The following is a 16,395-nucleotide window of genomic DNA, read 5'->3' as shown; positions in this document are numbered from 1 at the left end:
CATGACCTCCGAGGCCGGCGCCACCGCGGTGCACGCGCGGGCGCCGGGCAAGATCAACGTCTTCCTCAAGGTCGGTGCGCTGCTCGACGACGGTTACCACGATGTCGCGAGCGCGTATCAGGCGGTCTCGCTCTACGAGGACGTGCGCGCTCGAGGCGCCGACGACTTCTCGGTGGCGGTGAGCGGTTCGGTCGATGTCTCGCAGGTGCCGACCGACGGCTCCAACATCGCGATCAAGGCGGCGAGGCTCCTCGCCCGGCGCACCGGCTACCGCGGCGGCGCGCACCTCGACATCGCCAAGCACGTGCCCGTCGCGGGCGGCATGGGTGGTGGGTCGGCGGATGCCGCGGCCACCCTGCTGGCCGTCGACGCCCTGTGGGGCACCGCCCTGCCCCGCGAAGACATGCTCGACCTCGCCGCGGAGCTCGGTGCCGACGTGCCGTTCGCCCTCACCGGCGGCACCGCGATCGGCACCGGCCGCGGCGACCAGCTGAGCCCGGCGCTGGCCAAGGGGCAGTTCCAGTGGGTGCTCGCGATCGCGGACTTCGGGCTCTCCACCCCCGAGGTCTACCGGGAGCTCGACCGGCACCGCGATCGCCACGCGCAGGACATCTTCCCGGCGCCCATCGCGCCCTCCGTCGACGCGAACGTGCTGCAGGCGCTGCGCGCCGGCGACCCGCACATGCTCGCCGAGTGCCTCTCCAACGACCTGCAGGCGCCCGCGCTGCACCTGCGGCCCTCGCTCGCCGCCGTGCTGCAGCTGGGTGAGGAGAACGGCGCGCTCGCCGGTCTTGTCTCGGGGTCCGGACCGACCATCGCCTTCCTCGCCGCGGACCTCGACTCGGCGCTCGAGCTGCAGATCGCGCTCAGCGCCGCACGGCTCAACGTCGTGCGCGCCACCGGACCCGTGCACGGTGCCAGGCTCATCACCGACTGACCGGGCTAGGATCGCGCCCATGACGTCGCGCGTGCGGTTGATCTGGTCGGCGGTGGTCGGCGTCGTCGCCGCGCTCGTCACGCTCGGGGTCGCCGAGGCGGTCGCGGTGGTGGTCGCGCCCGGAAGCAGTCCGCTCTTCGCCGTCGGATCGTTCGTGGTCGACATCGTGCCCGCGTGGTTCAAGGATTTCGCGATCGCGCTGTTCGGCACCGGCGACAAGATCGCGCTGTTCGTCGGGTTGGGGCTGCTGGTGCTGCTGCTCGCCGCCGCAGTCGGTGTGCTCGAGGTGCGCCGCCGGCCGTGGGGCTCGCTGCTGCTCCTGCTCGTCGGACTCGTCGCGGGGACCATCGCGGTGACGCGGGCCGGGGCCAACCCCGCGTGGGCGATCCCGACCGCTGCCGGAGTGGTCGTCGGCCTGCTCGTGCTCCGTGCGATGCGGCGGCGGTTCGACGCCTGGGCGGCGTCGCCGAACGATGGCTACGATCGCCGGGACTTCCTGCGCTTCGGCGGTGTCGCCGCCGCCCTCGGGCTGCTCGCGGCGATCGGCGGCCGCGCGATCAACGCCGCGACCACGGCCGTCGACATCGTGCGCGACGCCATCGTGTTGCCGAAGCCGGCCACCGTGGCGGCGCCGATTCCTGCGGGGGCGGCGCTCGACATCCCGGGCATCTCCGATCTGGTGACCGCCAACGACGTGTTCTACCGCATCGACACCGCTCTGCAAGTGCCGGTGGTGGATGCCGCGACCTGGAGGCTGCGCGTCACCGGAATGGTCGAGCGCGAGATCGAGATCGGCTTCGACGAGCTGCTGGCCAAGCCGCTCACCGAGGCGACGGTGACGCTGATGTGCGTCTCGAACGAGGTCGGCGGCGGGCTGGTCGGCAACGCGACCTGGCTCGGCTGGCCCGTGCGCGAGCTGCTCGCGCAGGCCGGCCCGCTGCCGGGCGCGGACATGGTGCTTTCACGCAGCATCGACGGCTTCACCGCCGGGTCGCCGCTCGAGGTGCTGCTCGAGGAGGACCGGGACAGCCTGCTCGCCGTCGGCATGAACGGCGTGGCGCTGCCGGTCGACCACGGCTTCCCGGTGCGACTGGTCGTGCCCGGCCTCTACGGCTACGTCTCGGCCACGAAGTGGGTGGTCGAGCTGAAGGTGACCACGTTCGCGGACGACGAGGGGTACTGGACGCCGCGCGGCTGGTCCGCGTACGGGCCGGTGAAGACCGCCTCGCGCATCGACGTGCCGCGCTCCGGCGCCGCCGTGACCGCGGGAAAGGTCGCGGTGGCCGGGGTCGCTTGGGCGCAGCATCGCGGCATCCAGGGCGTCGAGGTGCGCGTCGACGAGGGCCCCTGGCAGCCCGCGCGCCTGGCCGAGGCGATCTCCAGCGACACCTGGGTGCAGTGGGTCTACGAGTGGGATGCCACGCCCGGCGCCCACGTGCTCGCCGTGCGCGCCACCGACGCGGAGGGCGACACCCAGTCCGGCAACCGCGTGCCGCCCGCCCCGGACGGCTCCGAGGGCTGGCACACCGTCACCGTGAACGTCGGGTAGCCCTCCCTCCCCACCCCGCGCTTCATTCGTCGAGTGTGCAGTTTCTGCGGGTGTCGGGCCCGCGCACCCACACGAACCGCACACTCGACGCGCACTGTGGGCCGATTCCGCGGGATGCCGCGGGCTCGTTGGAGAATCGGCGCGTGACTCGTCGCGCAGAGCTCGACCCGCGGCTCGGGGACCGGTTCTCGGTGGTGGCGGCGCGAGCTGCGGGCGTGTCGGCCGGGCGGCTGCGGGCATCCGACCTCGACGCGCCGTTTCGCGGTGCGCGCTCGGTCGCGCCGACGCTCGATGTGCTCGACCGGTGCCGCGCGTACCTGCCGATCGCGCCCGGCCGGTTCGCGTTCAGCCATGTCACCGCTGCCTTCCTCTACGGCATTCCGTTGCCCGCCCGGCTGTCGTCGCGTCCGCTGGACGTGTCGGTTCCGCTCGGTTCGACCCAGCCGCGTCGCCGGGGTGTGAGCGCACATCGTCTCGGTGAGCTCGACATCCGACAGCGCGAGGGACTGCCGGTGCTGGCGCCGGATGCCGTGTGGCTGCAGCTGGCTCGGTGGCTCGACGTCGACGAACTCGTCGTGGCCGGCGACTCGCTTGTGCGGCGCAAGGGTCGGCTCACCGACCTGGGCACGCTCCGGCAGAGGGTGGATGCCGCCGCCAGCGTACGAGGCATCCGGGCGTGCCGCGCCGCCCTCGCCGACGTGCGCGCCGGCACCGACTCCGCGCAGGAGTCCCGCCTGCGTCTGGCGATCGTGCGAGCCGGGCTGCCCGAGCCGCTGATCGGCCACACGGTGTTCCACGCTGGCGCGTTCGTCGGCACGCCGGATCTCGCGTATCCCCGCGAGCGCATCGCGATCGAGTACCAGGGTCACACGCACTGGCGGGATGAGCCCGCGGTGGCCTCCGACATCGCGCGGCGGGAGCTGTTCATCCGGGCAGGCTGGCGCGTGCTGGAGGTGACGTCATCCCGGCTTCGCAGGCCCGGCTCCCTGGCGGGCGAACTCACAGCCCTCCTCGCTGAGTCGCCCCGGCCCTGAGCCCTCCACCCCACGCGCCGTCGAGTGTGCAGTTGCTGTGGGTATGGAGGGCCACGACCCGCAGAAACTGCGCACTCGGGGAGGGGAGGCCGCGGCACCGGGGCTGTCAGAACAGCGTCGCGTGTGAGTCCTAGAGGCGGGCGAGGGTCGGGCCGAGGTGCAGCACGCCGTCCGTGAGGGGTTCGCAGCGCATGCCGCCGCGGCCCCGCAGCGCACGGTGCGCGCCGGGGGCGAGCGCGGCATCCATCCAGGCGCACGGATTCGCGGGCCGGTGGGCGCGGAACCGCACGTCGCCGATCCAGAACTCCTCACCGCGCATCCGGTCGATGTCGAGGCCGCGGGTGACGATGTTGCGGCGGGTGTCCGCGACGTCGAGGGACATGCCCAGCTCGCGTTCGACGTGCTCGAGCGACTCGATCGCGAAGACGGTCACCGAGCTGGTGACGTGCGCACGGTGGCCGAAGTAGCGGTCCCCGACGATGCCGAGACCGGCACGCACCTCGACGCTCGCGTGCGACTCCGCGCCGGTCGCCTCGCGCGGCCCATCGGCGGGCCGCCCCTCGTAGCGATGCAGGGGCGAGGCGAGCAGGTGCACCACCTCGACGGGAACGTTCATGCAACAACGGTACGCTCGGGGGCGATGGCACACCTTCTCGGCGCTGAAGCGCTGCACCTCGAATACCCGAACCGCGTGATCTTCGACAAGGTCACGATCGGCCTCGACGAGGGGGATCGCATCGGTATCGTCGGCCGCAACGGCGACGGCAAGTCCACCCTGCTGCGTCTGCTCGCCGGGCGGCTCGAGCCCGACGACGGACGCGTCACCCGGCGCGGCGGCATCACGCTCGGCATGCTCGACCAGGCCGACGAACTCGCCAGCGGCAAGACCGTGCACGAGACGGTCATCGGCGACATCGACGAGCACGTCTGGGCGGGCGACCCGAAGGTGCGGGATGTCATCGCCGGCCTCATCGCGGACATCCCGTGGGAGGCGAAGGTCGACGACCTCTCGGGCGGACAGCGCCGCCGCGTCGCGCTCGCCGCACTGCTCATCGGCGACTGGGACGTGATCTTCCTCGACGAGCCCACCAACCACCTCGATGTCGAGGGCATCGCCTGGCTCGCCGGGCACCTCAAGCGGCGCTGGTCGCAGAGCTCCGGCGGGCTCGTGGTCGTCACCCACGACCGGTGGTTCCTCGACGAGATCTGCACGGCCACGTGGGAGGTGCACGACCGCCTCATCGAGCCCTTCGAGGGCGGGTACGCGGCCTACATCCTGCAGCGGGTGGAGCGGGATCGCATGGCCGCGGCATCCGAGTCCAAGCGGCAGAACCTCATGCGCAAGGAGCTCGCGTGGCTGCGCCGAGGCGCCCCGGCCCGCACGTCGAAGCCCAAGTTCCGCATCGATGCCGCCAACGAGCTCATCGAGAACGAACCGCCCGTGCGCGACAGCGTGTCGCTGTCGCAGATGGCGATGCAGCGTCTCGGCAAAGACGTGGTCGACCTCGAGAACGTGAGCGTCTCCTACGGCGACAAGAGCGTGCTGCGGGATGTCACGTGGCGCATCGCGCCGGGCGAGCGCACCGGCATCCTCGGGGTGAACGGTGCAGGCAAGTCCACCCTGCTGTCCCTCGTCGCGGGCTCCCTGCAGCCGACGAGCGGACGGGTCAAGCGCGGCAAGACGATCAAGGTCGCAACGCTCACCCAGCAGCTCTCCGAGCTCGCCGACGTCTGGAACGACCGGGTGAGCGAGGTGATCGGCCGCCAACGCAGCACCTACGTCGCGGGCGGCAAGGAGATGACTCCGGGCCAGCTCCTCGAGCGGGTCGGCTTCTCGAACGCGCAGCTCTCCACGCCGGTCAAGGACCTCTCGGGCGGGCAGAAACGCCGCCTGCAGCTGCTGCTCATCCTGCTGTCGGAGCCGAACGTGCTGATCCTGGATGAGCCGACCAACGATCTCGACACCGACATGCTCGCCGCCATCGAGGATCTGCTCGACTCCTTCCCCGGGACCCTCCTGGTCGTCAGCCACGACCGGTACCTCGTGGAGCGCGTCACCGACCAGCAGTACGCGGTGATCGATGGCGGCCTGCGGCACCTGCCGCGCGGGGTCGACCAGTACTTGGAGCTGCGCGCCGGACAGCTCAAGGGTGCTGCGACGAAGGCGGCACCGGCCGCTACGCCGAAACTCGCGGGCGCCGAACTGCGCAACGCGCAGAAGGAGATCGCGGCCATCACCCGCAAAATGGACAAGCTCGGCGCCTCGATCGCGAGCCTGCACGAGCGCATGGCGATCGCCGATCAGTCCGACTTCGCGGGACTCTCGGTGCTCATGGAGGAGACCGCGGCCCTCGAAGGCGAGCTCGCGAACGCCGAGGTGAGGTGGCTCGAGCTGTCGGAACTGCTCGACGGCTGACACGTACTCGTGTGATTGACAATGGTGTGTGACACACACTAACGTGTCCCTCGTGGATGACGTGACGAGTGGACACCTGCAGGAGCTTCGGCGCGGCACCGTCGTGCTCGCGTGCCTGATCGTGCTGCGCACGCCCGACTACGGCTACGCGCTGCTGGAGCGCCTCTCCGGGTTGGGCTTCGCCGTCGATGCGAACACGCTCTACCCGCTGCTGCGCCGCCTCGAGAGCCAGGGCTACCTCGAGAGCGACTGGAACACCGATCAGTCCAGGCCGCGCAAGTTCTACCGCACGAGCGCCGCGGGCGACGAGCTCGCCTCGGTGCTGCTGAAGGACTGGGGGAGCCTCCACCAGTCGATCATGAACCTCGATGAAGGGAAGGCATGATGACCACGCTCACCGACCGCTATGTCTGGGCCGTCGTCCGGGCTGTACCGCAGGATCAACGCGCCGACATCGAGCGCGAGCTCCGGGCATCCATCGCGGACGACATCGAGGCGCGCATCGCGGACGGCGCCGATGCTGTGACCGCCGAGCGCGAAGCGCTGCTCGCGCTCGGTGATCCCGATCGGCTCGCGGCCTCGTACGCGCAGCGGCCGAACATGCTCATCGGTCCCCGGTACTACTTCGACTACCTGCGCCTGCTGAAGGTGCTCTATGCGATCGTGCTGCCCATCGCGGTCGCCGCGATCATCCTCGCCCGAACGATCGCCGGCGACGGCATCGGGGAGGTCATCGGCAGTTCGGTCGCGACCGCGATCGCGATCGCGGTGCATCTGGGGTTCTGGACCACGCTCGTGTTCGCGATCCTCGAGCGCACCGGCCAGCCCCGTAAGGGTCCGTTCGTCGAGTGGCGACTCGATGCCCTGCCCGAACTGCCGGACACGCGCTCCCGCACGGGGCTGGGCGAGGCGATCGCCTCCGTCGTGTTCCTGCTGTTCTTCGCCGGCGCGCTCGTCTGGCAGCAGGTGTCGTCCGTGTTCGTGGATGCCGCGGGCGACCCGATCCCGGTGCTGCAGCCGGAGCTGTGGTCGTTCTGGATCCCGTACGTCTACGTGCTCATCGGCCTCGAGCTCGCCTTCGCGATCGTGCTCTACGCGCTTCGCAGGTGGACCTGGCCGATGGCGGCGATCAACGTGGTGCTGAACGTGGCCTTCGTCGCACCCGCCGCCTGGCTCGTGCTGAACGACCGCGTCTTCAACCCCGAATTCCTCTCCCGGTTGGGATGGCCCGACCAGATCGGCGCGTCGATTCTCGCCCCCGTGATGGCGCTGGTCTTCGTGCTCGGTGGGATCGGGGACTCCGCCGATGGCATCGTGAAGGCTCACCGCGCGACCCGGCAGTAGGCTCGCACGCGTGCACTCCGCTTCGACCCGTATCGCAGGCCTCGGCGTCTATCTTCCGGAGCGCACCCGAACGACCGTGCAGACCGAACGCGATCTGCGCACATCGAACCCGAGGCTCAAGCTCGCGACCGGACTGATCCACCGCCTGACCGGCGTGGACAGCGTGCACGTGCGGCCCGAGGGGTGGCAGACCTCCGACCTCGCCGTCGCGGCGGCACGGCTCGCCCTCGAGGAGTCGCCCGGTGCGCCGGACCTGCTCATCTTCGCGAGTGCCAGTCAGGATCTCATCGAGCCGGCGACGAGCCACATCGTCGCCGCCAAGCTCGGCTTCGAATGCCCGGTGATGGACATCAAGAACGCCTGCAACTCGGTGATCAACGCCATGCAGGTCGCGGAGGCGCTGATCGGCAGCGGTCAGTACCGCAGGGTGCTCATCGCCAGCGGCGAGCAGCCGAGCCACGGGGTGCGGTGGAGCCTGCGCGATCACGAGCAGTTCATCCGCTCGTTCCCGGGCTACACGATGAGCGACGGCGGCGCCGCGGTGATCCTCGAGGCGACGGATGACGCGGGCATCGGCATCCTCGATTCGAGCTTCGTCGCGGTCTCGAAGCACTGGCATATCGGCACACTGCCGACCGGGGGCTCGATGAACCCGCGCAGCATCGAGCACGCCTACTTCGACATGGACGGGCACGGACTGCAGCAGGCGTTCCTCGAGCTCGGCCCGGAGCCCGTGCTCGCGCTGCTCGAGAAGAACGGCCTCAGCTGGGACGACTTCGATCTCGTCGCGATCCACCAGGTGGCGCTGCCGTACCTGCCCCCGATCTTCGAGCGGCTCGGCGTGGCCGACGACAAGTCGGTGATCACGATCGCCGACCACGGCAACCTCGCCTCCGTCACGCTGCCGCTGCAGCTGGTGCGGGCGCGAGAGCGCGGGATGGTCGCGCCGGGCAGCCTCGTGCTGCTCATCGGGCTGGCCGGCGGCATCAGCCTGGGGCTCATGGTGGTGCGGTTGTGAGTCTGTTCGTGGTCGTGCCGGTCTACAACGAGGCCGCCGGTATCCGCCCGACGCTCGAGGCGCTGGCCGCGCAGCACGACGCCGACTTCGACGTGATCTTCGTCGACAACGGTTCGACGGATGCCTCGGCCGACGTGATCCGGGCGTTCGGGCATCCGCGCTGGAGCATCGTGCCTGAGCCGCAGAAGGGCACGGGAGCGGCCGCGGACACCGGGATGCGCGCCGCCATCGCCGCGGGGGCGACGCTGCTCGCTCGCACCGACGCCGACTGTCTGCCCCGTCGCGACTGGACGGCCGCGATCCGCCGATCGCTGACGACCGAGGGACTCGGGCTCGTCGGCGGCGAGCTCGTGCCGCGCCACGACGAGGGGCTGCCGCTGCGTCGCCGGGTGCTGCTGCGCGCCGCAGTGGAGCTCGCGGAGGCGTTCGGGCGCATCCGTCCCGGCAACCGCTCCGCCGAATACCTCGGGCCCTACATGATGGCGGCGGGCTGCAACGTAGGCATCACGGCGGCGCTCTACGAGGCCGCCGGCGGCTTTCCGCGCACCGCGATCGAGGACCTGCACGAGGACCGCGCGCTCGTCAACGCCGTGCGTCGCATCACCGACCGCTACGCCAGGCGGCGGGATGTCGTGGTCTACGGCTCCTCGCGGCGCGTGAACGCCTGGGGACTGAAGAACACCCTGCTCTGGTACAAGGACCACGCGTACCGGCCCGAGCACGTGGACATCCGGTGAACGTCGCCCTGGCGCGGGAGTGGGAGGAGCGGGTGATGCGAGCCGCGCATCCCATCGCCTACCCTCTGCTCAAGGCCTCCCGAGCGCCCGTGCAGCGCGTGCCCGGGCTCGGGGTGCTCGTGCGCGACGCCGAGCTGCTGCGGGCGACGCTCATGAACACCGCCGCGTTCTCGAAGACCGGGCCGGGAGCGCCGAGCGACCTCTGGACGCCCGTGCTCGGCCCCGCCGTGCTGCTGAACATGGAGGGCGCCGACCACCTCGCCCTGCGTCGCAAGCTCGGCCCGCTCTTCGCCCCGGCCTACGTCGAGCCCCTGGTCGCCCGCTCGCTGCCCGCCGCGCAGCTCACCGCACGGCTGGTCGACGGCGAGCCGGTCGACGTGGTCGCGGAGGCCAAGCGCAACGCGAGCGCCATGATCGCTCAGCTCGTCGGCCTGCCGCCCAGCGAGGTGGACGATGCGCTGTTCGATCGCGTCTCCTCGATCACCCGGTTCGTGCGCCTCTCCCGTCCGCGGCTCACACCCGCCCAGGCTGCGGCCGCGCGCGCGATCCTCGACGAGCTCACCGTGCACGCCCGCGCCGCCTACGGGGCGGGCGACGAGTCCACGGTGCCGGGCCGCGTGCGCTCGCTCGGCCTCACGGAGGACGAGGCGATGGGTGCGGTGGGCGCCTTCGTGCTCACCGGCACCGAGACGCTGGTCTCCTACATCCCGCGGCTCGTCGCCCTGCTCGTCGATTCGGGCTGGATGCCGCGGCTGAGCTCCGACCCCGCGCTCGTCGAACCCGCCATCGCCGAGGGGCTGCGGGTCACCACGCCCTCACCCGTGATGCTGCGCAGCGCGGTCGCGCCCGCGACGATCGGCGCCGTCGCGGTGCGCCCGGGCGACCGGGTGATTCTCGCGACCTTCGCCGCGAACCGCGCGTTCGGCGACTTCGACCCGTCCGTGAACGCGGCCGCGGTGCTCAAGCAGCTCTGGTTCGGCGCGGGCACGCACTTCTGCCTCGGCGCCCCGCTCGCGATGGCGCAGATCCGCGGCACGCTTGGCGCGCTGCTGGCCGCCGGACCGCTCGAGATCGTCTCGCGGGCGCCCGCTCGCGGGGTGCTCATTCCGGGCTACCGCTCGCTGGTGATTCGGAGCGCGCAGTGAGCGACCGCGCCTCCCGGATCGCGCAGGTCGGGTCATGCGTCGCTTTCGCTCCCGTTCTGAAGGAACTCCTTCACCATGGGAGTGTCGCCCGCACTCCCGTTCTGAAGGAGTTCCTTCACAATGGGAGTGCCGCAGACCGAACCATCCCCGGCGCACCTTGGGCCGTGCCCGGCGCCGCCCGAGCAGTGGCGCGATGAGCGACATCCTGGGCGCCGTGTTGGAGGCGTGCGAGCGCACCCCTGAGGCGCCCGCGATGACCCTCGGTCGCCGCACGCTGAGCTTCGGTCGGCTGCGCGATCGGGTGCTGGGCGTGGCGGGCGCGCTCGAGCGCGAGGGCTTCGTGCCGGGCGATCGGGTGCTGTTCTCGGTGCGCCCGGGTCTCGACGGCATCTGTCTCGCGCTCGGCATCATCGCCGCCGGCGGCACGGTCGTCTTCGCCGACCCGGGGGCGGGGGAGGCGATGTTCCGGGCTCGGGCAGGGCTTGCGGATCCGCGGTGGGTGGCGGCCGAAGCGGTGCTGTACGCCGCGTCATCCGGCCCGCTGCGGGGCATCGCCCGACGCCGCGGTCTCGAGCTGCCCGACTACGCGAGCGTCGTGCCGCACGCGAGGCACATCGTCGCCGGCCCCCGATTGCGGGGGGTGCCGAAGGGGGCACTGAGCCTGGGGCGACTGCTCGGGGGCGCCGCGGGCGCGCTGCGCGGCGACCCGCGCGGCGAGGCGCTGATCATCTTCACGAGCGGCACCACGCAGGCGCCGAAGGCGGTGGTGCACTCCCGCTCCTCGCTCGGCGCCGGGCTCGGCGACTTCGCCGAGGCGGTGGGGTTCGTGCCCGGGGAACGCGTGCTCACCGATCAGCTGATGGTCGGCATCCCGGCGCTCATCGGCGGTGCGCACTGGGTGCTGCCGCCGACGGGCGCCGACCCGGGCGCCCGGCCGAAGCGCTACCTGCCCCTGCTGGCCGAGGCGAACGTGCTCTTCGCGGTGCCCGCCGCGCTCGACGCCCTGCTGCGCATGGATGCCGCGGCTCCCCGCCTGCGCATGCTCCTGATCGGCGGTGCCCCCGTGCTGCGGCCCCTGCTCGAGCGCGCCAGGGCGCGCTTTCCCCGCGCTGCGATCCGAGCGATCTACGGCATGACCGAGATCCTCCCGGTCGCGATCGCGGACGGCGACGCGAAGCTCGCGTTCGTCGGTGCGGGCGACGACGTCGGCGAACTCATGCGCACCGTGGCAGCGACGGTCGTCGACGGCGAGCTCGTGCTCGCCGGCCCGGGGCTCGCGCTCGGCTATCTCGGTCAGCCCCCGCTCGAGCGGCTCGCGACGGGTGACCTCGCCCGGCTGAACGGCCGCCGCCTCGTGCTCGCCGGTCGCGCGAAGGACATGTTCATCCGCGGCACCACCAACGTCTACCCGGGCCTCTACGAGCCGGTGATCGCATCGCTGGCCGGCGTCGACGAGGCCGCGCTCGTGGGTGTGCCGAACGAGATCGGCGACGACGCCATCGTGCTCGCCTACGTCGGCGAGGCGGACCAGGCATCCATCGCGGGCGCCCTGCCCGGTCTCATCGACGCCGCCGTGCTGCCCGATCGCATCGTGCGCCTCGAGGCGCTCCCGCGCAAGGGCCGCAGCGGCAAGCTCGACCGCGCCGCCCTCGCGGAGGCGCTGCGATGAGGGTGGCCGTCACGGGAGCGGCGGGGTTTGTCGGCGGTGCCGTCGCGCGCGCGCTCGCCGAGCGCGGTCACGAGGTGACGGCGTACACGCGCCGGGAGTGGGATATCACGAGCGGGCCCATCGACGGCCGGGCCGATGCCGTCGTGCACAGCGCGGCGCTCGCCGACGACTGGGCGCCGCGCGCTGCGGCGATGCTGTCCAACGTGATCGGCACGCGCAACGTCGTCGCGAGCTTTCCCGGAGCCCGGGTCGTGCACATCTCCACGGCGAGCGTCTACGACGCGTTCGCACCGAACGTGCGGGTGCGTGAGAACGCGGCGCCGGTCACGAGGTTTCTGAGCAGCTACGCGGAGACGAAGACCCGCGCCGAGCTCGAGGTCGGTGCGAACGCCGTGGTCCTGCGACCCCACGCCGTGTACGGCCCCGGTGACCGCACCCTGCTGCCGCGCATCCTGGCCGGCATCCGCGGTCACCGACTGGCGCTGCCCGCCGGCGCGGAGGTGCGCCACACCCTCACCCACATCGACAACCTGGTCGACGCCGTCGAACTCGCCCTCACGGCGCCGACCGGCGTCTACAACATCGGTGACGACACCGAGGTGCTGCTGGCTGCGGTGCTGCGCGAGTTCCTCGGTCGCCGGGGACGAGCGGATGTCGCGCTCACCGGCATCCCCTACCCCGCAGCGTTCGCCGCCGCCGCCGCCCTCGAAGCCGCCGCGCGCCTGGGCGGTCGCCGCCCGCGGCTGACCCGCTACGCGGTCAGCCAGCTCGGGTTGGAGCGCACACTCGACCTCACCGCCGCTCGCGAGCGGCTGGGCTACCGTCCGAGGCCGACGAGGCTCACGGGCGCCGAAGCTTGGTGATTGCCCGCCCTCCGGGGGAGAATGGGCGGAGATGACCCACGATCACGCGGCACCGACCGGTCGTGGGCGGATCGCCATCGCGTTGTCGATAACGGTCATCGTTTTCGCCGCGGAGGTCGTCGGTGCGATCCTCACCGGCAGCCTCGCGCTGCTCGTGGACGCCGCCCACATGCTCACCGACTCGGGCGGGCTCGTGATCGCCCTCGTCGCCGCCTCGCTCGCCGAACGACCGCCGACCGCGCGCCGCACCTGGGGCTGGATGCGCGCCGAGGTGCTCGGTGCGACCGCACAGGCGGCGGTGCTGCTGGCGGTCGGCGTGTTCGTCGTCATCGAGGCCGTGCAGCGGCTGTTCGCGCCGCCCGAGATCGACGGCGGGCTGCTGGTGATCTTCGGCGTCATCGGGTTGCTGGCGAACGTGGCATCCCTCGCGGTGCTCATGGGCGGGCGCCACCGCAACCTCAACCTGCGCGCCGCGTTCCTCGAGGTGCTCAACGATGCCCTCGGTTCGGTCGCCGTGATCGTCGCGGCGATCGTCATCGCCCTCACCGGGTTCGGCTATGCCGACTCGATCGCCGCGATCCTCATCGGCGTGCTCATCGTGCCCCGGGCGGTGCTGCTGCTGCGCGACACCACGAACGTGCTGCTCGAGGCGACGCCGAAGGGACTCGATCTCGAGGCGGTGCGCCAGCACATCCTTGCGGTGCCGCACGTGCAGTCGGTGCACGACCTGCACGCCAGCCAGATCGCGACCGGGATGCCCGTGCTCACCGCCCACGTCGTCGTGGACGACGAGTGCTTCTACGACGGGCATGCCCCCAAGATGCTCGACGATCTCCAATCGTGCGTGGCGGGACACTTCGCGGTGCAGATCGACCACTCCACGTTCCAGCTCGAGCGGGCCGAGCACGGCGAGCACGAGCATCCCACCCACGACTAGGCCTTCTGCACCACCAGACTCTCGTAGGCGGGAATCAGCACCCGTCGCCCATAGCGGCGCGAGACCACGCGGAACGGCCGGCCGTCGCCGATGAGCAGTTGCACGATCTTGCCGAGCTCGGCGCGCGCGAGCGGCCCACCCAGGCACAGGTGCCGTCCCGCGCCGAACCACAGCTGACGGTTCTGCGGAATGTAGGCGCGGTCCACCCGGTACTCGCCGGCGAGGTTGTTGGCGGTCCAGGTGAGCACGATGATGCGTTCACCGGCCTTCAGGCTGCGCCCGCCGATCTCGAGGTCGGCGAGCACGGAGCGGCCGATGATCGGGGCGGGGGAGGTGACGCGCAGCGCCTCCCGCACGGCGCTCTCCAGGTAGTCGGGGTGCTCGATGAGTCGGTGCTGCTCACCCGTGTCGTAGAGCAGCGCCGCCGTGCGCGCCATCGCCGAGGCCGCCGTCTCGGTGCCCGCGACCATGAGCAGCGTCGACAGTCCCTTCGTCTCGCGCAGGCTCAACCCGAGCTCCCGGCAGCGGCCGATGATCGTATCGGTCGGCGCGCTCTCGAACGCGGCATCGATGTGCCCCGTCAGACGCTCCACGATCTCCCGGGCGCGCGCGATCTTGTGCGGCGGCAGCACGGTGTCGGCCGTGGTGCCGAGGGCGGTGGATGCCAGTTCCTCACCGGTCGCGAAGATCTCCCGGTACGCGGCATCCGTGTCGGGCACGGGCATGCCCAGCAGTGCCACCACCATCTGCCCCACGAGCATGCGGGAGAGGTCGGCGAGGTCGATCGCCTCGCCGGCGTCGAAGCGCAGCCGGGCATCCTCGATGCGCGAACCCCACGCCTTCTCGACGAAGTCGAAGCTCGTCTTCTCGGTGAACAGCTCGCGGCTGCGGGTGCGCAGGTCGTAATGCCCGGGGCCGTCGAACAGCTCGTAGACCCAGTCGCCGAGGATCTGCGCCCAGAGGTGACCGACGCCGCCCTCGCTCAGCAGGGTGAAGTGGTCGGGGTCGTTGAGCACGGCGCGGGCCGTGAGCGGGTCCGCGGTGATCCAGCCGAGGCCCGGCACCCGCATGATGGGCCTCGCGAGGGTGCCCAGCCAGTTCAGATACGGCAGTGCGGGCCGGGCCGCGCTCAGGAGGCGATGCTCGTGGGCTTTCGCGCTCGACCCGATGCCGTCGGTGAGCGGGTTCAGAACGCGCTCGCGGCGTGGGGCGGTCTTGTCCTCGGCTACCGGCACGGGGCCAATCTACTGGCTAGCATGTGCGTCGTGGAGACGGTGCGCGAACGATACCTGCGGCTGGTCTCGCGCGGCGGCGACAGCGACCGCATGGTGTACTTCAGCGACGCGATCTTCGCGATCGCGATCACCCTGCTCGTGCTCGACCTTCCGCGGCCATCCAGTGGTGACGGCTCGGCGTGGGACCTGATCGTGGACGCGCTCCCGGACTTCTTCGCGTACGCGCTCTCGTTCGTCATCATCGCGCTCAACTGGTTGGGTCACCATCGCAAGTTCCGCGTGATCAAGGGGCACGACGGCCCACTGCTGTGGATCAACCTCGGCCTGCTGTTCCTCGTCGCGTTCGTGCCGTTTCCCACGAGCCTGCTCGCCGAGTACGGCGGGCAGGTGCCCGCGGTGGTGCTCTACGCGTTCGTGGTCGGTGCGCTCAGCATGATGCAGCTGGCGATCTGGGTCTATGCGCACAGAGCCGGTCTGCTCGACCCCGCGGTCGGCGACGCGGTCTACAGGTACGTGGTGCGCGATCTGCTCAGCACGCCGGCGGTGTTCTGGGCGAGCATCCCGATCGCGCTGCTCTGGTCGGGGGATGCCGCGATGTACTTCTGGTTCGCGCTCTTCCCGGTGAGCTTCTTCGTGGGCCGATTCGGCAGTCGGAAGGCGGCCTGACGAGGCGCTATTCGCGGTCGAAGTCCAGGCTCAGCTTGCGCAGCAGGCTCGACAGACGCTCCTGGTCCGCCCTCGACAGGCGGGCGAGCAGCTCGGACTCGGCGGTCAGCAGGGTGCTGATCGCGGCATCCACGCGCTCGCGGCCGAGCTCGGTCATCACGACGAGGATGCCCCGGCCGTCGTTCGGGTCGGTGCGCCGTTCCACGAGCCGCCGCTGCACGAGCCGGTCGATCCGGTTGGTCATCGTGCCGCTCGAGACGAGCGTCTGCTGCAGCAGCGCTTTCGGGGAGAGCTGATAGGGCGCCCCCTCGCGGCGCAGCGCCGAGAGCACGTCGAACTCCCACAGCTCCAGGTCGGATGCCGCGAACGCCGTGCGTCGAGCACGCTCCAGATGCCGCGCGAGCCTGCCGACGCGGCTGAGCACCTGCAGCGGTGAGAAGTCGAGGTCGGGCCGCTCCCGCGACCAGGAGTCGACGATTCGGTCGACTTCGTCGTGGGCGGGCAGCATCCGTTCATTATGGCGCGGCGCGCTGGATGCCCGTCCGTCCCTTGCGGGTCATGACAGACTTGAGGGGCCGATTCCGGCGATCCGCTTTGGTGTAACGGCAGCACGACGGCCTTTGGAGCCGTTAGGTCCAGGTTCGAATCCTGGGAGCGGAGCGCGGTCGAGGGGGAGGCCGAGCGAGCGTCACGGCGAGCCCGTGCTCAGCGCTCCGCGTTCCCCGGAAGGGTGACGTCCCATGGGGTGGTGTAGTTCTCGGGCTCGAGTGTCACGTCGTGGACGTGGTGAGCCATCGTGCGATGGTCAGGTGAGAACCGACAAAAGCTACTCACACAGAAAGACA

General features: G+C 71.1%; 16 protein-coding genes and 1 tRNA gene. 14 read left to right on the top strand and 3 right to left on the bottom strand.

The annotated features are described in order from the left end of the window. Position 1 precedes the first annotated feature (1 nt). From PYV02_RS02995 to PYV02_RS02985, 3 genes are all read left to right on the top strand, one after another. The gene (locus tag PYV02_RS02995; protein ID WP_275756065.1) at positions 2-937 is read left to right on the top strand and encodes a 4-(cytidine 5'-diphospho)-2-C-methyl-D-erythritol kinase; all 936 of its coding nucleotides are present in this window, start codon (positions 2-4) and stop codon (positions 935-937) included. A 19-nt stretch (positions 938-956) separates the two neighbouring features. Beyond that, positions 957-2,486 (top strand): molybdopterin-dependent oxidoreductase, encoded by a 1,530-nt coding sequence (locus tag PYV02_RS02990; RefSeq protein ID WP_275756063.1) that lies wholly within the window; start codon positions 957-959, stop codon positions 2,484-2,486. Positions 2,487-2,629: 143 nt separating this feature from the next. Further along, positions 2,630-3,520, top strand: a complete 891-nt coding sequence (locus tag PYV02_RS02985) for a hypothetical protein (RefSeq protein WP_275756061.1) — start codon at positions 2,630-2,632, stop codon at positions 3,518-3,520. Positions 3,521-3,650: 130 nt separating this feature from the next. On the opposite strand, the gene PYV02_RS02980 is transcribed toward PYV02_RS02985, so the two are convergent. Continuing rightward, positions 3,651-4,136 carry an MOSC domain-containing protein gene (locus tag PYV02_RS02980; RefSeq protein ID WP_275756059.1) on the bottom strand — a complete coding sequence of 162 codons (486 nt, stop codon included), beginning with the start codon at positions 4,134-4,136 and terminating at the stop codon, positions 3,651-3,653. Positions 4,137-4,160: 24 nt separating this feature from the next. Between PYV02_RS02980 and PYV02_RS02975 the strand changes: the two genes are divergently transcribed. The 9 genes from PYV02_RS02975 (at position 4,161) to PYV02_RS02935 (ending at position 13,649) form a co-directional block, all read left to right on the top strand. Then, positions 4,161-5,936, top strand: a complete 1,776-nt coding sequence (locus tag PYV02_RS02975; RefSeq protein WP_275756057.1) for an ABC-F family ATP-binding cassette domain-containing protein — start codon at positions 4,161-4,163, stop codon at positions 5,934-5,936. 52 nt (positions 5,937-5,988) lie between these two features. After that, complete coding sequence (locus PYV02_RS02970; RefSeq protein WP_275756055.1) at positions 5,989-6,321, top strand: PadR family transcriptional regulator; 333 nt, start codon at positions 5,989-5,991, stop codon at positions 6,319-6,321. Further along, on the top strand, positions 6,321-7,280 hold the full coding sequence (locus tag PYV02_RS02965) for a permease prefix domain 1-containing protein (protein ID WP_275756053.1): 960 nt from the start codon (positions 6,321-6,323) through the stop codon (positions 7,278-7,280). Before PYV02_RS02970 ends, PYV02_RS02965 begins: the two co-directional genes overlap by 1 nt. A 10-nt stretch (positions 7,281-7,290) precedes the next feature. Next, a complete protein-coding gene (locus PYV02_RS02960; RefSeq protein WP_275756051.1) occupies positions 7,291-8,298 on the top strand; it encodes a 3-oxoacyl-ACP synthase III family protein in 1,008 nt (335 codons plus the stop codon). Continuing rightward, positions 8,295-9,035 carry a glycosyltransferase family 2 protein gene (locus PYV02_RS02955; RefSeq protein ID WP_275756049.1) on the top strand — a complete coding sequence of 247 codons (741 nt, stop codon included), beginning with the start codon at positions 8,295-8,297 and terminating at the stop codon, positions 9,033-9,035. Before PYV02_RS02960 ends, PYV02_RS02955 begins: the two co-directional genes overlap by 4 nt. Next, positions 9,032-10,180 carry a cytochrome P450 gene (locus PYV02_RS02950; RefSeq protein ID WP_275756047.1) on the top strand — a complete coding sequence of 383 codons (1,149 nt, stop codon included), beginning with the start codon at positions 9,032-9,034 and terminating at the stop codon, positions 10,178-10,180. The genes PYV02_RS02955 and PYV02_RS02950 overlap by 4 nt, the downstream gene beginning before the upstream one ends. 193 nt (positions 10,181-10,373) lie before the next feature. After that, positions 10,374-11,849, top strand: a complete 1,476-nt coding sequence (locus PYV02_RS02945) for a class I adenylate-forming enzyme family protein (RefSeq protein WP_275756045.1) — start codon at positions 10,374-10,376, stop codon at positions 11,847-11,849. Further along, positions 11,846-12,712 carry an NAD-dependent epimerase/dehydratase family protein gene (locus PYV02_RS02940; RefSeq protein ID WP_275756044.1) on the top strand — a complete coding sequence of 289 codons (867 nt, stop codon included), beginning with the start codon at positions 11,846-11,848 and terminating at the stop codon, positions 12,710-12,712. Before PYV02_RS02945 ends, PYV02_RS02940 begins: the two co-directional genes overlap by 4 nt. A 31-nt stretch (positions 12,713-12,743) precedes the next feature. Beyond that, positions 12,744-13,649 (top strand): cation diffusion facilitator family transporter, encoded by a 906-nt coding sequence (locus tag PYV02_RS02935; protein WP_275756042.1) that lies wholly within the window; start codon positions 12,744-12,746, stop codon positions 13,647-13,649. Here PYV02_RS02935 and PYV02_RS02930 read toward each other — a convergent pair. Next, positions 13,646-14,884, bottom strand: a complete 1,239-nt coding sequence (locus PYV02_RS02930; RefSeq protein WP_275756041.1) for a cytochrome P450 — start codon at positions 14,882-14,884, stop codon at positions 13,646-13,648. The genes PYV02_RS02935 and PYV02_RS02930 overlap by 4 nt on opposite strands. Positions 14,885-14,914: 30 nt before the next feature. Here PYV02_RS02930 and PYV02_RS02925 point away from each other — a divergent pair, with 30 nt between their 5' ends. After that, positions 14,915-15,550 carry a TMEM175 family protein gene (locus PYV02_RS02925; RefSeq protein ID WP_275756039.1) on the top strand — a complete coding sequence of 212 codons (636 nt, stop codon included), beginning with the start codon at positions 14,915-14,917 and terminating at the stop codon, positions 15,548-15,550. Positions 15,551-15,557: 7 nt separating this feature from the next. Here PYV02_RS02925 and PYV02_RS02920 read toward each other — a convergent pair whose 3' ends face one another. Further along, positions 15,558-16,058: a MarR family winged helix-turn-helix transcriptional regulator gene (locus PYV02_RS02920; protein ID WP_275756037.1), complete on the bottom strand. Its 501-nt coding sequence runs from the start codon at positions 16,056-16,058 to the stop codon at positions 15,558-15,560. 80 nt (positions 16,059-16,138) lie between these two features. Here PYV02_RS02920 and PYV02_RS02915 point away from each other — a divergent pair. Next, positions 16,139-16,210 (top strand) — tRNA-Gln (locus PYV02_RS02915). Positions 16,211-16,395: the final 185 nt, after the last annotated feature.

It is taken from the genome of Antiquaquibacter metalliresistens (assembly GCF_029211225.1).
GTDB lineage: Bacteria > Actinomycetota > Actinomycetes > Actinomycetales > Microbacteriaceae > Rhodoglobus > Rhodoglobus metalliresistens.
This window is presented reverse-complemented; position numbering and strand designations above follow the sequence as displayed.